This window comes from Natronobiforma cellulositropha, assembly GCF_025629245.1.
Taxonomy (GTDB): Archaea; Halobacteriota; Halobacteria; order Halobacteriales; family Natrialbaceae; genus Natronobiforma; species Natronobiforma cellulositropha.
Genome location: NZ_JANZXN010000020.1, coordinates 104,498 through 118,375 on the forward strand (window position 1 = coordinate 104,498; position 13,878 = coordinate 118,375).

Annotated in this window: 11 protein-coding genes; 2 read left to right on the top strand and 9 right to left on the bottom strand. The window is 67.3% G+C overall.

What is annotated here, in order from left to right; genetic code table 11:
• Positions 1-3 precede the first annotated feature (3 nt).
• The 8 genes from nikC to N0B15_RS10845 all read right to left on the bottom strand — a co-directional run bounded on the left by nikC (position 4) and on the right by N0B15_RS10845 (position 9,233).
• Complete coding sequence (nikC, locus tag N0B15_RS10810) at positions 4-906, bottom strand: nickel transporter permease (protein WP_263019717.1); 903 nt, start codon at positions 904-906, stop codon at positions 4-6.
• Positions 903-1,859: a nickel ABC transporter permease gene (nikB, locus tag N0B15_RS10815; RefSeq protein WP_263019718.1), complete on the bottom strand. Its 957-nt coding sequence runs from the start codon at positions 1,857-1,859 to the stop codon at positions 903-905. Before nikB ends, nikC begins: the two co-directional genes overlap by 4 nt.
• Entirely contained in the window at positions 1,856-3,385 is a 1,530-nt protein-coding gene (locus N0B15_RS10820; protein ID WP_263019719.1) for an ABC transporter substrate-binding protein, read from the bottom strand. The genes nikB and N0B15_RS10820 overlap by 4 nt, the downstream gene beginning before the upstream one ends.
• Entirely contained in the window at positions 3,382-4,251 is an 870-nt protein-coding gene (locus N0B15_RS10825; RefSeq protein WP_263019720.1) for a class I SAM-dependent methyltransferase, read from the bottom strand. Before N0B15_RS10825 ends, N0B15_RS10820 begins: the two co-directional genes overlap by 4 nt.
• Positions 4,251-5,828: an ABC transporter substrate-binding protein gene (locus N0B15_RS10830; protein WP_263019721.1), complete on the bottom strand. Its 1,578-nt coding sequence runs from the start codon at positions 5,826-5,828 to the stop codon at positions 4,251-4,253. The genes N0B15_RS10825 and N0B15_RS10830 overlap by 1 nt, the downstream gene beginning before the upstream one ends.
• A 168-nt stretch (positions 5,829-5,996) precedes the next feature.
• Positions 5,997-7,685 (bottom strand): nucleoside recognition domain-containing protein, encoded by a 1,689-nt coding sequence (locus N0B15_RS10835; RefSeq protein WP_263019722.1) that lies wholly within the window; start codon positions 7,683-7,685, stop codon positions 5,997-5,999.
• Between the two features lies 1 nt (position 7,686).
• Entirely contained in the window at positions 7,687-8,913 is a 1,227-nt protein-coding gene (locus N0B15_RS10840; protein WP_263019723.1) for an NAD(P)/FAD-dependent oxidoreductase, read from the bottom strand.
• Positions 8,910-9,233 (bottom strand): hypothetical protein, encoded by a 324-nt coding sequence (locus N0B15_RS10845; protein ID WP_263019724.1) that lies wholly within the window; start codon positions 9,231-9,233, stop codon positions 8,910-8,912. Before N0B15_RS10845 ends, N0B15_RS10840 begins: the two co-directional genes overlap by 4 nt.
• 258 nt (positions 9,234-9,491) lie before the next feature.
• Between N0B15_RS10845 and katG the strand changes: the two genes are divergently transcribed.
• Positions 9,492-11,630 (top strand): catalase/peroxidase HPI, encoded by a 2,139-nt coding sequence (gene katG / locus N0B15_RS10850; protein ID WP_263019725.1) that lies wholly within the window; start codon positions 9,492-9,494, stop codon positions 11,628-11,630.
• 30 nt (positions 11,631-11,660) lie between these two features.
• Here the strand turns inward: katG and N0B15_RS10855 are convergent, their stop codons facing one another.
• On the bottom strand, positions 11,661-12,074 hold the full coding sequence (locus tag N0B15_RS10855; protein ID WP_263019726.1) for a VOC family protein: 414 nt from the start codon (positions 12,072-12,074) through the stop codon (positions 11,661-11,663).
• A gap of 119 nt (positions 12,075-12,193) precedes the next feature.
• Between N0B15_RS10855 and N0B15_RS10860 the strand changes: the two genes are divergently transcribed.
• Positions 12,194-13,693 (top strand): alpha-N-arabinofuranosidase, encoded by a 1,500-nt coding sequence (locus N0B15_RS10860; protein ID WP_263019727.1) that lies wholly within the window; start codon positions 12,194-12,196, stop codon positions 13,691-13,693.
• Positions 13,694-13,878 lie beyond the last annotated feature (185 nt).

Consider the following 13,878-nt stretch of genomic DNA (forward strand, 5'->3'; position numbering starts at 1 on the left):
GAGTCACACCTCCTCGAGCCGTGACTGCTGGTGTGGGTCGAGTGCGTCGCGCAGGCCGTCGCCGAGGAGGTTGAAGCCGAGGACGGTGAGCACGATGGCGAGACCGGGTGCGTTGACGAGCCACCAGGCGCTCCTGAGGTAGTCGCGGCCGCCAGCGAGCATGGTTCCCCACTCGGGCGTCGGTGGCTGTGCGCCGAGACCGATGAACGAGAGACCGGCGGTCGCGAGGACGACGGTTCCGAGGTTGAGCGTCGCGAGGACGAGCACGGGGTTGAGGACGGCTGGCAAGAGGTGGCGTCTGGCGATACGCCGCGGCGGCGTCCCGAACAGGCGTGCGGCGTCGACGTACTCGCGCTCGCTCACCGAGAGGACGGTCGCACGAACGACCCGGGCGTAGGTCGCCCAGCCGACGACGGCGAGCGCGAGCATGACGTTTCGCAGGCTCGGACCGAGGATACCCGCGACGACGAGCGCGAGGACGAGCCCCGGGAAGGCGAGTTGCACGTCGACCAGCCGCATCAGCGCCTCGTCGACCCAGCCACCGGCGTAGCCCGCGACGACGCCGACCGTGGTGCCGACGACGACGCGGATGGCCGTCACCGCCAGCGCGATACCGAGCGAGAGACGAGCGCCGTAGACGAGCCGCGTGAGTACGTCGCGGCCGAGCTGGTCGGTCCCGAGCGGGTGGGCTGCCGACGGCGGCTGGAGGCGGTTCGGCAGGTCCTGGGCCGTCGGGTCCGTGGTGAGCACCACCGGCCCGACGACGGCGACGAGCGCGAGCGCGGCGACGATGAGCGCCCCCGCCAGCGTGAGCGGGTTCCGCCGGAGGTCACCCAGCAGCCGGGAGAACGCGGGGTGTCGCGACTGACCGGCGAGCGAACCGCCCTGCTCCTCGGGGTGGCTCACGACGGGACACCTCCGAGCCGGATCCGCGGATCGAGGTACCGGTAGGAGAGGTCGACGAGCACGTTCGTCACGACGAACGCGACGGCACCGACGAGCACGACCCCCTGGACGACCGGGTAGTCACGCGCGAAGACGGCGTCGACGAGGAGCATCCCGAGTCCGGGCCGCTGGAAGACGATTTCGACGACGACCGCACCGTTGAGGACGAAGCCGAACTGGAGTCCGACGACCGTCACGACCGGCAACAGGGCGTTTCTGAGCGCGTGTTTGTAGATCACGACCCGCTCTGAGAGACCCTTCGAACGGGCGACCTCGACGTAGGTAGCGTCGAGCACCTCGAGCATCGACGTTCTGACGAGGCGGGTCACGATGGCGGCCATGCCGGTGCCGAGGGCGACGGCGGGCAAGAGGAGGTGTGAGAGACCGCCGCTTCCGGCGACCGGTAACAGACTCAGGTGCAACGAGAAGACGATGATGAGCAGGTAGCCGAGCCAGAAGTTCGGCATCGAGACGCCGACGAGCGCGGCGAGTTGGCTCGCAGCGTCGAGGCGTTCCCCGCGGTGGACGGCGCTCAATACCCCGGTCGGGAGCGCGATGGCGAGCGCGACGAGCATCGACGCGGCCGCGAGTTCGAGCGTCGCCGGAACGTGCTGGACGATCAACGCGGCGACGTCTCGGCCGCTGTAGTACGACTGGCCGAGGTCGCCGCGTAGGGCGCTCGAGAGCCACTCGAGGTACTGGATCGGGATCGGCTCGTCGAGACCGTGTTCGGCGCGGAAGGCGTCGATCTGTGCCTGTGAGGGGTGCTGGTCGGTCTGCTGGATCAGGATCGTCTCCGCCGGATCACCCGGGGTGAGGTAGATCAGCCCGAACGTGAGTACCGAGACACCGGCGAGGACGACGAGCGCCGTCGCCAGCCGGTACAGAATGTAGGAGCCGAACCGGCCGCTCACACGTCGCCTCCCCCGTCGACAGCGAGCCTCGAGAGGTCGACGAGTTTGTCGATCGGGTGGAGGGCGAGGTCCTCGACGCCGTCACGAACGCCGACGGCGTACTCCTTGTAACAGATGGGGAGGACGACTGCGTCCTCGACGATCAGGCGCTGGGCCTCGCGGTAGGCCGCCTCGCGCTCGTCACCGGCGGAGCGGTGTCCACGGTCGATAAGCGCGTCGACCTCGTCGCCGAGGTTGTAGAGACCGGTGCCGTCGCGCTCGTAGTTCGCACGGTTGTTCACCCCGTCGGTGTGGAAACTCTGGTAGATTCGGTAGTCCGCACCCGCGTTGTTCGAGCCGTAGTGGAGCAAGGAGAGGTCCGCGTGGTCCATCTCGTCGAAGAAGGCCGCCCGTTCGGTCCGGCGAACCGAGACCTCGACGCCGACCTCGGCGAAAGCAGCCTGCATCGCCTCGGCGATCAGGTCGCCGTCGACGACGACGTCCGTACTGACGAGCAACTCGAGCGTCTCGCCGTCGTAGGCCGACGCATCGACCAGGTCGCGAGCGCGCTCCGGATCGTACTCGTAGCGAGTGACCTCGTCGTGGGCGCTCCAGGAGATCGCCGGCGAGATCGGTCCGCGGGCTGGCTCACCGAGTCCGTCGAGGACGGTGTCGACCAGCGACGGCTGGGAGATGGCGTGGTTGAGCGCGCGTCTGAGCCGCCGGTCGTTCGTCGGCTCGCTGTAGCGGTGGATACCCGCGTAGACGACGTGCGGTGCGAGCGAGCGCTCGACGCTGAACCCGTCTTCCGACGCGAGCGGTCCCACGCGCGAACGGGGCAGTTCGAACGCGAGGTCGGCATCGCCGGACTCGAGCGAGAGCGCCCGGGTCGAGTCGTCCTGGACGACGCTGAAGGTGAGGTCGTACGTCGGGACGTCTCCCCAGTAGGAGTCGAACGGCTCGGTTGCGACGGTGCCCTGCTCGCGCTCGGTGACGGCGAACGGTCCGGTCGCGACGACCGCTCCGGGGTCACCGGGGTTCCGGTGAATTGCGGTGAGTGGGTGGGTGATGGCCTCGGGAAACGCCGGAAACGGCTGGCTCGTCGTGAACTCGACGGTGTGCTCGTCGAGCGCGCGCGTCGCGTCGGAGTCGAGGTGCAGCCAGGAGTACGAGCCACGCTCGAAGAGGGTATCGAAACTCGAGACGACGTCAGCCGCGGTCAACGCCTCGCCGTCGTGAAACTGGACGTCCTCGCGGAGGGAAAATTCCCAGGTGGTCTCGTCGGTCGCCTCCCAGTCCGTCGCGAGCCAGGGTTCGGTCCCCATCTCGGGGGTCGCCCGCACCAGCGTCTCGTAGACGTTGGTGAAGTACGGACTCACCCCGCCGAAGCCGGTCGTCCAGGTGTCACTCGTCACGTCCCAGGAGAGCGCGACCGTCAGCTCCGGGTCGGCGTCGTCGCTCGCGGCCAGACAACCTGCCGAGAGACCGAGTGCGGAGACACCGAGCGCCGTTCGGAGGTAGGCGCGACGCGAGTACGGACCGGTCATCGGGAACACCCCACGGCGTCCGCCGCTGCGAGCGACCCCGCCACCCGGTCGCGCTCCCAGGAGATGACCGCCACGGGGAGCGTGTAGCGATACCGCCAGCCATCCTCGCTCTCCTCGAGCCAGGGAGCGAGCGCGTCGGCGTAGGCGGTCGGCTCCTCGCGGTCGGGGAAGAGCGTCTCGAGCAACGCCTCGCGCGTCGGGGCACGCTGCTGGCGGGTCTTCGACTCGAATCGTACCTCCGGGTAGACGCCACGGTCGGCGAACAGCCCGCAGTAGTAGGCGTGACGCGGTGGCATCGCGAGCGCGTCACCGGCCGCGACGGCCGGGCGGCGGTGCGGCGGGAGACACCCCGGCGTGTCGATCAGGACGAATCCCTTCCGGGCGGTCTCGAGCAGCGTCTCGAGCGCCGCCTCCACGTCGGCCTGTCGGTAGAACGACCACGCGGCGAGGACCACGTCGTGGGGGTCGACGTCGGCGTCTTCCCACGCTGTGGGGACCACCGTGACCGACTCGCGGAGGCCCGCCCGCTCGAGGTTCGAGACGAGTTCCCGGCGCATCGCGGGGGCGTCCTCGACCGCGGTGACGCGGGCGGCCCTGCGAGCGAGTTCGCGGGTGTAGCGGCCGGTTCCGGGACCGATCTCGAGCACCGAGTCCGTCCCGTCGACGAGCGCGTCGATGGCGGCGAGTCCCTCGGGGTCGCCGACGAACCGCGCTTCGTAGTCGGCGGCGTGGTCGTCCCAGAACGCGTAGTCGTCTTCGGGGTCGCTCCAGCGGTTTCGGTCGTCGGTGACGACCGCCCGCCACGCGTCGGCGAACTCGAGTGAACCGCCGGGTGCGACCGTCGGAAGCGAGGAGTCCTCGCTCATCACTCGTCACCCGTCCGGGAGAGTCCGCTCCAGTCGACCATCTTGTCGATCGGGTGTGGGTCGATACCGGTCACGTCCGCCTGGGCGGCGATCACGTAGACGATGTAACACACCGGAATACAGACCGCCTCCTCGACGATCCGTACCTGGGCTTCACGGTAGGCGTCGGCCGTCTCCTCGAGATCACGGGAGCGGTAGGCGGTCTCGATCAACTCGTCGACCTCGCCGCCGAGATTGTAGAGGCCGGTCCCCTCCGCCTCGTACGCCTGAATGTTGTTGATACCCTCGGAGTGAAAGTTCTCAAACATGATGTAGTCCGCGGCAGCGCTGTTCGATCCCGAGGTCCGCAGGCCGAGGTGTGGGGCGTCCTCACGGACGACGTCGCTGTAGGAACCGCTGTCGACCAGCCGGATGTCGGTCTCGACGCCGATGTCGGCGAACGACCCCTGGAGGGCCTCCGCGACGAGGTCGGCGTTTGTCACGCCACCGTGGACGACGAACGAGAGAGCCTCGCCGTCGTAACTCGAGCTCTCGACCAGTTCGCGGGCGTGCTCGCGGTCGCGCTCGTAGGTCGGTACGTCGTCGTGGGCGCTCCAGGAGACGATCGGTGAGATCGGCCCTCGCGCCGGATCGTCGACACCCTCGAGGACGGTCTCGGTCAGCTCCACCTGAGAGACCGCGTAGTTGAGCGCGCGCCGGAAGTCCGCCTCGTCCGTCGGCGACCGGTACAGGTTGAGCGGGGCGAACATCGTCCGCGGCGACTGCTGGGCGAGCACCGAGACGGTCGGATCCGCCTCGTAGGAGCTAACCCGGCTCCGCGGCGGATTGAAGATCACGTCGACGTCGCCCGCCTCGAGCGAGAGCGAACGCGTGGTCGCGTCGTCGAGGACGGCGAACTCGACGCCCGTCTCCATCCGGTCGCCCCAGTAGTCGTCGAACGGTGTCGTCTCGACGGCGTCGCCGCGTTCGACCGACGTGACCTCGAGCGGTCCGGTCCCGATCGTACCCAGTTCCTCGTCGGCGCTGTCGGGGTGCTGGACGCAGACCATGTTGTGTGCGATGGTGCCGGGAAAGGCCGCGAACGGCTCCGTCGTGGTGAACTCGACGGTGTGGTCGTCGACGGCGACGACGTTCTCCGGGGCGAGGTGGAGCCAGCCGTAGACGAAGTCGCCGCGGTCGAACAAGCGCTCGAACGACCAGACCACGTCCTCGGCGGTCAGTTCCTCACCGTTGTGAAAGCGCACGCCTTCCCGCAGGCTGAACTCCCACGTCGTCTCGTCGAGCGCCTCCCAGTCGGTCGCCAGCCACGGAACCGTCTCCATCGACTCGCTCGCCCAGACGAGCGGTTCGACGACCTTCGTGTAGTACGGCGTCGCGTAGCCGTAGGTGTCCCAGGTGTCGGCCGTCGGATCGTCCTCCAGCGCGACCGACAGCTGCTCGCGGTCGGTACTCGAATCCGCTTCCGGCGGGTCGACGCCGTCGTCACTCGTGAGACCGCCGAGACAGCCAGCGAGCGCGGCCGTTCCCGCCCCAGTCATCCCACCCAGTACCCGCCGTCGCGTGAACGTCGTGTGCATTCTGGTTAGTAACACAAAATCCACTCGTATTAATTCTTGCTAAAGTAGAGATAATAGTTGTTAATTCTGGATTGGGTGGCAGCCGGTCGGTCAGTGCTGGCACAGCAACGCACTCGCTCGGGACCGAGCAAACACCGGAGCGGTGAACGCCGACAGAGAACTGACCCGTCAGCCGAAAACGAGCGTCAGTCCCCACGCGAGGACGACCGCGAAGCCACAGGCCGCAACCGCCTGGCGGGCGACCATCCCCAGCGCCCAGCGCGGGGAGACCTCTCGAGCGACCGTGAGGACGGTCACGAGACACGGCAGCAGGACGCCCGCGAGGTAGACCGCGACGAGCACCTGGACGGGCGAGAGCGACACGGCCGCTGAGTCCGCGCTCAACAGGGCGATCCCGTCTTTCCTGACCGAGGCGAGCACGAGCATGAGTGCAGCGTCCGCCGGGAGGTCGAAGACCGCCATCGCCGGGCCGAGAACGCCACCGAGTCGGTCGATGACACCACCCTCGTCGAGCGCGGCGGCGGCGACCGTGATGAGGACGAACACCGGCAGCGCCGTCACCACGAACGCCCGAATCGCACTCCAGGCCTCTCGAGCGACCGCACGCGGGTCGGGGCGCTCGAGGAACGGCCGACGCTCGATGATCGGCGTCGACTGGCGGGCCGCAGGCGGGGCGATCAGCCTGACGTAGATCAGCGTCGTCACCGCGAGCACCAGGAGGTACGGGCCGACGAGCCAGCCCATGCCGACGGCGGCGAACACCGCCAGCGTCGCGGGAAACTGATAGGAGCAGGCCGAGCCGAACGAGATGGCCGAGATGGTCGTACAGCGGGTGCAGTCCGAACACGAGCGGGTGTTGACCACCGCCGGAACGTTACAGCCAAAGCCCATCACGACGCGGACGAGGTCCCGGCCGGTGAGGCCTACCCGACGCATCGTCGGGTGCAACGAGAGCGTCATCCGTGTCACCAGCCCCGAGGTCTTGTAGACGCCGAGGACGACCGCGAAGATGAGCATCGTCGGTCCCGCCCAGACGAACAGGAACGGTCCCATCGAGAGGAAGCCGTACTCGCTCGCGAGCAGCGTCGAGAGCGGTGCGGGAAGCGTCGCCGCCCACGCGACCGCGGGTTCGAACAGCGACCCGACGAGCGGGTCGAGTTCACCGGCGACCGAGTTGGCGAACCAGACGGCGAGCGCCGCCGGAACGAGCAACAACAGCGCGCTACAGAGCGGGCCGACGTACGGCCACTCGAGCACCGAGACGGGCGGTTCGATTCGCCGACCGATCCGGTGGCGTGCCCGATCCGGGAAGACACCCGGTTGCTCGAGCGCGCGCACGATGCGACCGTACTCGTCGTCGACGGCGCCCCGACCGCCGTCGGTCACCGGCCGCGAGAGGTTTCGGGCGTCCGTCGGGACGACCGGCACTCCGAGGTCGGCGCTCAACTGCTCGAGGTCACGCTCGAGCGCCTCGGTCTCCTCGACTTTGTCCCAGAAGGTGATGACCACGAGTCCCAGCCGGCCCTCGACCAGCGGGAGGAGATCCTCGAGGTCGGCGTCGACGTCGGTCGCCGGGACGACGAGGACGACCGGTTCCTCACCCTCGAGTCGAGAGAGGGCGTCCCGGGTCGCCGCGGTGTCGGCGTCGAGGACGAGTCCCGGCGTGTCGACGAAGACGCGCGCTCGGGTCTCGTAGCGTTCACAGCCGACCGTCGTTCCACGAAAATTCCCGCTCGTCGGCCGGTCACCGGTGAGCGAGGCGACGAGCGCCGACTTCCCGACGCTCTCTTTCCCGACGACCACTACCGTCTCGCGCTCCTCACGTAGGTGCGACGGCGGCGTGTGTTCGACAGACATCTCAACAGCCACACATATCCGGCTCACAACAGCTGAGGTCTTCGAGGAACATCCCCTGTTCGCGATACTCCTCGAGTGGGCCGAGATCGACGCCGAGGCGCTCGCCGACCGCCTTCGCGACGACGGCGAAGCGGGTCCGGAACTTGTAGATGAAGCAGAACTGGACGCCGTTGTGCGTCACCGCCGGTCCCGAGAGGAACAGCCCCGGCGTCGTCGGCGACTCGTCGACGTCGGTCAGTGAGACGTGGCCGTCCTCGAACGGGAAGTACTCGGCGACCGGGCCGAGCGTCGGCTCGAACCCCGTCGCGAGAACGGGCTGCGTGGGGACGGTGAACGTCCGAGTCTCACCGTCGCTCACCGCACGGGTGCGCACCTCGAAACAGCCGTCGTCGGTCCGGCGAACCCGCTCGACGTCGACGCCACCGACGAGGTCCAGCCGATCACTTCCCTCGACGCGCGCCAGTCGCTCGAGCGTGTACGGGGCGAGCGTCTCGCTCGGGTCGGGGTCGCGACGCGCCCAGGGCAGTCCCCGGTCGAGGACCGTCACCGAACAGCCAGCATCGACCAGCGCGACGGCCGCGTCGATACCGCTCTCGTATCCGCCGACGATGAGGAACTCGCGGGTGCTGCTCGCAGCGGCGTGATCGGCCCACGAGCGAACCGAGCTCGAGTGCACGCACAGGTCCGTGCCATCGAAGAGGTCCCCCCGGGGCGTCGAGAACTGGCCGCCCGCCCAGACGACGAAGCGCGCGTAGACCGACCCCGCCGAGGTCTCGAGGACGAAGCCGTCTCGCACCGACGCGTCGAGTGCCGTTCCACCGTCGACGGCGTGACCCGCACCGACCTCCTCGATGTCCTCGTCGGGGGTCTCCTCGAGCGGGGTCACTCCCGTCACGTCGACGCCGGTGACGACCGAGAGGTCGTGGAAGTCGACGACGGCCTCGAGGTAGTCGGCGTACTCCTCGCCGCTCGGCTGCTGACGCTCGAGCGTGTACGCAGGAGAGGTCCGCGGCGTCACCGCGTTCAGGTCGGTCAGTCCGAAGCTGTTGCTCGGAAACGACGGCGTGATAAAGCGCATCTCCGCGGGCCACTTGCGGAACGTCGCGCCGACCTCCTCGCGGTCGAGGACGACACACTCGAGGTCGAGCCTCGAGAGCGCGGCGGCGGTACCGACGCCCGCAGCACCGGCACCGACGACGGCGACGTCGACGGCGGAGGGGAGCGTCATCGCCCACCCGTCGAACGGGACTCACTCGCGGAGGCAGACGAAGGCGAGCGCGTGCCGGTCGCACCCGCACCCAATCGTCCGCTCGCAGGGTTAGTTCGTACGTACGAGGCGAGCGCGAGCAGCGACGCGTAGAGGAGCGCGCCGACGGCGAGCGTGAGCGTCGCGGCGACGAACGCCTGGACGTGCGTCGGCCCGCCAACGGTGAACGCGGTGGCGACGCCGACACAGCCCCCGACGAACAGCGTCTTGCTCGCGACGTGGGCCCTCGCAACCGGGCCGAACGCGAGCGGATCACGTCCCGACAGTGTGTTCTCGAGCATGTTGCTAACTATAGATTCGATCTTAATAAGTGCTACTAACACAGGATTAGTCGATAGTAAGACGTGGTACTCGAGAGGTGGATAGACGCTACAGAGACCACACGAACCCACGAGTGGCCGTGTTCCGGCAATCGTACGGCGACACGGCTGATCCGGGGCGACCAAAATTTATAAATTCGAAAGGTTTCTTGGCCTGAATCGAAGACTTCGTTCCCGAAGTAGACAATCTTAATAGGCAAAGGCAGCAATTGCTCGGTGATGAACGGGCCAGACCACGATTGGTGGCCGAACCAGTTGAACGTGGACATCCTCGACCAGAACGCCCGCCCAGTCGACCCGATGGGCGAGGCGTTCGACTACGCCGAGGAGTTCCAGTCACTCGACCTCGACGAAGTCAAAGCGGACATCGAAGCGGTGATGACCGACTCTCAGGAGTGGTGGCCAGCCGACTACGGCCACTACGGACCGCTGTTTATTCGGATGGCGTGGCACAGCGCCGGCACCTACCGCACCAGCGACGGCCGCGGCGGTGCCTCAGACGGAACCCAGCGCTTTGCCCCCCTCAACAGCTGGCCCGACAACGTCAACCTCGATAAGGCGCGCCGACTGCTCTGGCCTGTCAAACAGAAGTACGGCCAGAAGCTCTCCTGGGCCGACCTGCTGGTCCTGACCGGAAACGTCGCCCTCGAGTCGATGGGCTTCGAAACCTACGGCTTCGCCGGCGGCCGTGAGGACGCCTTCGAACCCGACGACGCCGTCTACTGGGGACCAGAAGACGAGTGGCTCGGCTCCGAACGCCACGACGACGATGGCACGCTCGAGGAGCCACTCGGCGCAGACCACATGGGCCTGATCTACGTCAACCCCGAAGGGCCAAACGGCGAGCCAGACCCGCTGAAGGCCGCTGAGTACATCCGCCAGACGTTCGACCGCATGGCGATGAACGACGAGGAGACGGTCGCACTCATCGCCGGCGGCCACACGTTCGGGAAGACCCACGGCGCGGCCCCCGACGACGCCCTCGGGCCCGACCCCGAAGGAGCTCCCATCGAACAGCAGGGTCTCGGCTGGGAGAACAGCCACGGCAGCGGTGTGGGCGAGGACACGATCACCAGCGGTCTCGAAGGCGCGTGGACCGACGCACCCATCGCGTGGGACAGCGGCTTTCTCGAGAACCTCTTCGAGTACGAGTGGGAACTCGAGCAGAGTCCCGCCGGCGCCTGGCAGTGGCGGCCGACCGACGAGTCCGCCGACGACGACGTGCCCGACGCACACGACCCCGACGAGAGCCACCCGCCGATGATGCTCACGACGGACCTCGCGCTCAAGGAAGACCCCGACTACCGGGAGATTGCAGAGCGCTTCTACGAGAACCCCGACGAGTTCCAGGAGGCGTTCGCGAGGGCCTGGTACAAACTGACCCACCGCGACATGGGTCCACCGGAGCGCTTCCTCGGTCCCGAGGTCCCCGACGAAGAACTGCTGTGGCAAGACCCCCTCCCCGAGGTCGACCACGACCTGATCGGTGACGACGAGATCGACGAACTCGAGGTCGCAATCCTCGAGTCGGACCTCTCGGTCTCACAGCTCGTGAAAACCGCCTGGGCTTCCGCCTCGACCTACCGCGACAGCGACAAACGCGGCGGAGCGAACGGGGCCCGCATCCGCCTCGAGCCACAACACGGCTGGGACGTCAACGAACCCGACCAGCTCGCGACGGTGCTCGAGACACTCGAAGAGATCCAGGAGGAGTTCAACGGCTCACGAACCGACGACGTGCGAGTCTCACTCGCCGATCTGATCGTCCTCGGTGGCTGCGTCGCCGTCGAAGCGGCCGCGAGAGACGCCGGCTACGACGTCGAAGTCCCGTTCGAACCTGGCCGCGTCGACGCCTCCCAGGAACAGACCGACGTCGAGTCGTTCGACGTACTCGAGCCCGACGCCGACGGCTTCCGCAACTACCGCAGCGAGGATGCCGACCGGCCAACGGAGGAGCTGCTGGTCGACAAAGCCGACCTCCTCTCGCTGTCGGCCCCCGAGATGACGGTGCTCGTCGGCGGGATGCGCGCACTCGGCGCGACCTACGGGGACAGCGACCGCGGCGTCTTCACCGACCGCCCGGGGACGCTGACCAACGACTTCTTCACGAACCTGCTCGGCATGGACCACGAGTGGGAGCCGGTCGACGACGCCGAAGAGGTCTTCGAGGTCCGCGACCGCGAGACGGGCGACCTCGAGTGGAAGGCGACGCGTGCAGACCTCGTCTTCGGATCGAACTCCCGACTCCGAGCCATCGCCGAGGTCTACGGCGCCGACGACGCCGAAGAGCAGTTCGTCCACGACTTCGTCGACGCCTGGTCTACGGTGATGCACCTCGACCGCTTCGACCTCGAGTAGTCACGAGCGACACCTGAGCGCCGTTCTCTCTCACTCCTCGTACTCGTCGAGCGGTTCGTTGATCTCGAGTAGCGTCCCCGCCGGATCTCGAAAGTGAGCCACGCGGACACCCCACTCCGGGCGGTCGTGTGGCTCGGTGACGACCGTCGCGTCAGAACTGAGCCGCCCGAACACCTCGTCGACAGCCGAAACCTCGATCACGAGGGCGACGTCGTCGCTTTCGGCGTCGGTGGGCTCGTAGACGGTATCGATGGCATCGGCCATCGCCTCCCGCTCGAACAACGCGAGCGTCATCGAACCGGTGTCGAAGTCGGCATAGCCCGTCGTTTCGTCACCCCACGTGACGTCGAAGCCGAGCACGTCGCGGTAGAAGCGAACACACGGCTCGAACTCCGAAACCAGCAGCCGGGTGTGTGGCGATCCGAGTGGTGTGTGTGCATCCATACCATATCGTCGAGACACACTGACATAATGGCGATCCATACGCGGTGAAAGTGAACGTGAAACCGCCCCCGATCACCGCCACCCGATACTTTAGGGCGACGGGTGAACCACTGCTATCCATGGCAGACGCACGGATCACTGTCCGCACCGAATCACCCATCGGCCACGTCGACCCCGCCCTCCACGGCCACTTCGCAGAACATCTCGGCCGCTGTGTCTACGACGGTCTCTGGCACAGCGACGAGGACACAGCGGAGGGCTACCGCGACGACGTCGTCAGCTTACTCGAGGCGCTCGAGATGCCCGTCCTACGCTGGCCCGGCGGCTGTTTCGCCGACGACTACCACTGGAAGGACGGCGTCGGCCCACGAGACGACCGCCCACGACGACGCAACCTCTTCTGGGCACAAGGACCCAACGAACTCCCCGAGGAGTCGAACGCCTTCGGCACCGACGAGTTCCTCCAGCTCTGTGAGCGCCTCGACACCGAAGCCTACCTCGCCGTCAACGTCGGCTCCGGCACCCCCCAGGAGGCGACCGACTGGATGGAGTACTGTAACTACGACGGCGACACCGACCTGGCGAACCGCCGCCGCGAGAACGGACACGACGACCCCTACGGCGTCCGCTACTGGGGCGTCGGCAACGAAAACTGGGGCTGTGGCGGCCGCATGTCACCCGAGCAGTACGCCCGCGAGTACCGCCGCTTCGCGACCTACGCCGGAGCCACGACCAACGTCATGTTCGAAACGGACATCGAACTCATCGCCTGTGGCTTCTCCGACCACGAGTGGAACCGCCGGTTCCTCGAAGAGGTCTCGAGCGGACCCACCGGTCCCGAGTTCCCCCTCGACCACCTCACCCTCCACCACTACTACGGCCAGACCATCTCCGTCGCCGACGCCGACGAAGACGACTACGACCGCTTCCTCCACGACGCCCTCGAGATGGAAACTCACATCCACCGCCTCGCCAGCGCCATCGACGCCGTCGCAACCACGCGCGACATCGGCGTCATCATCGACGAGTGGGGCGCCTGGCACACCGAAGCGGTCCCCGAAAACGGTCTCGAACAACCCGGCACCGTCCTCGACGCCCTCTCGGCCGCCGCCGTCCTGGACATCTTCACCCGCCACAGCGACGTCCTCACCATGACCAACATCGCCCAGACCGTCAACGTCCTCCAGTGTCTCGTCGAGACCGACACCGACACCGCCTGGGCACGCCCCACCTACCACGTCTTCGACCTCTACGCGCCTCACAAGGACAAGACCGCCGTCACCACCGCCGTCGACTCACCGACGCGCACGCTCGAGGACGATGACGACGACCTCCCGCTCGTCGGAGCCTCCGCCTCCGTCGGCGACGACGAGACGTTCGTCACCCTCACCAACCTCGACTGTACGGCCGCCCACACCGTCGAACTCGCACTCGAAGGCGTCGCCACTGACTCGAGCACCATCGAGGCACAGATCCTGTTCGCCGACCACGACCCCGACGCAACCGTCACGGCGGACACCGCAGCGGAGTTCACCGCCGCCGACCTCAGCGTCGACGCCGACGACACACTCACCATCGATCTCCCCGCCGCGACCGTCGCAGCGATCACGGTCCGCTAAAACGTCGCGCTTCGAACTTCACCGCGAACTCGAACGAACTGTACGGCACGTCCGCTCTCCAGTACGAAAAAAACCGGAGAACACCCACCGCGGGCGCTCTCCGGTACGTGATAAACGAATATGAGTGGAGGCGGCGAGATACCGTTCCCAGAGGGTCGCCCACTCCAGTACTTGCCATCACGCTG

Bases quoted from the DNA above. Each gene is read 5' to 3' on its own strand.
- N0B15_RS10855 (WP_263019726.1), bottom strand. From the start codon at position 12,074: ATGGATGCACACACACCACTCGGATCGCCACACACCCGGCTGCTGGTT.
- katG (WP_263019725.1), top strand. From the start codon at position 9,492: ATGAACGGGCCAGACCACGATTGGTGGCCGAACCAGTTGAACGTGGAC.
- N0B15_RS10860 (WP_263019727.1), top strand. From the start codon at position 12,194: ATGGCAGACGCACGGATCACTGTCCGCACCGAATCACCCATCGGCCAC.
- N0B15_RS10840 (WP_263019723.1), bottom strand. From the start codon at position 8,913: ATGACGCTCCCCTCCGCCGTCGACGTCGCCGTCGTCGGTGCCGGTGCT.
- N0B15_RS10830 (WP_263019721.1), bottom strand. From the start codon at position 5,828: ATGCACACGACGTTCACGCGACGGCGGGTACTGGGTGGGATGACTGGG.
- N0B15_RS10825 (WP_263019720.1), bottom strand. From the start codon at position 4,251: ATGAGCGAGGACTCCTCGCTTCCGACGGTCGCACCCGGCGGTTCACTC.
- N0B15_RS10835 (WP_263019722.1), bottom strand. From the start codon at position 7,685: ATGTCTGTCGAACACACGCCGCCGTCGCACCTACGTGAGGAGCGCGAG.
- N0B15_RS10845 (WP_263019724.1), bottom strand. From the start codon at position 9,233: ATGCTCGAGAACACACTGTCGGGACGTGATCCGCTCGCGTTCGGCCCG.
- N0B15_RS10820 (WP_263019719.1), bottom strand. From the start codon at position 3,385: ATGACCGGTCCGTACTCGCGTCGCGCCTACCTCCGAACGGCGCTCGGT.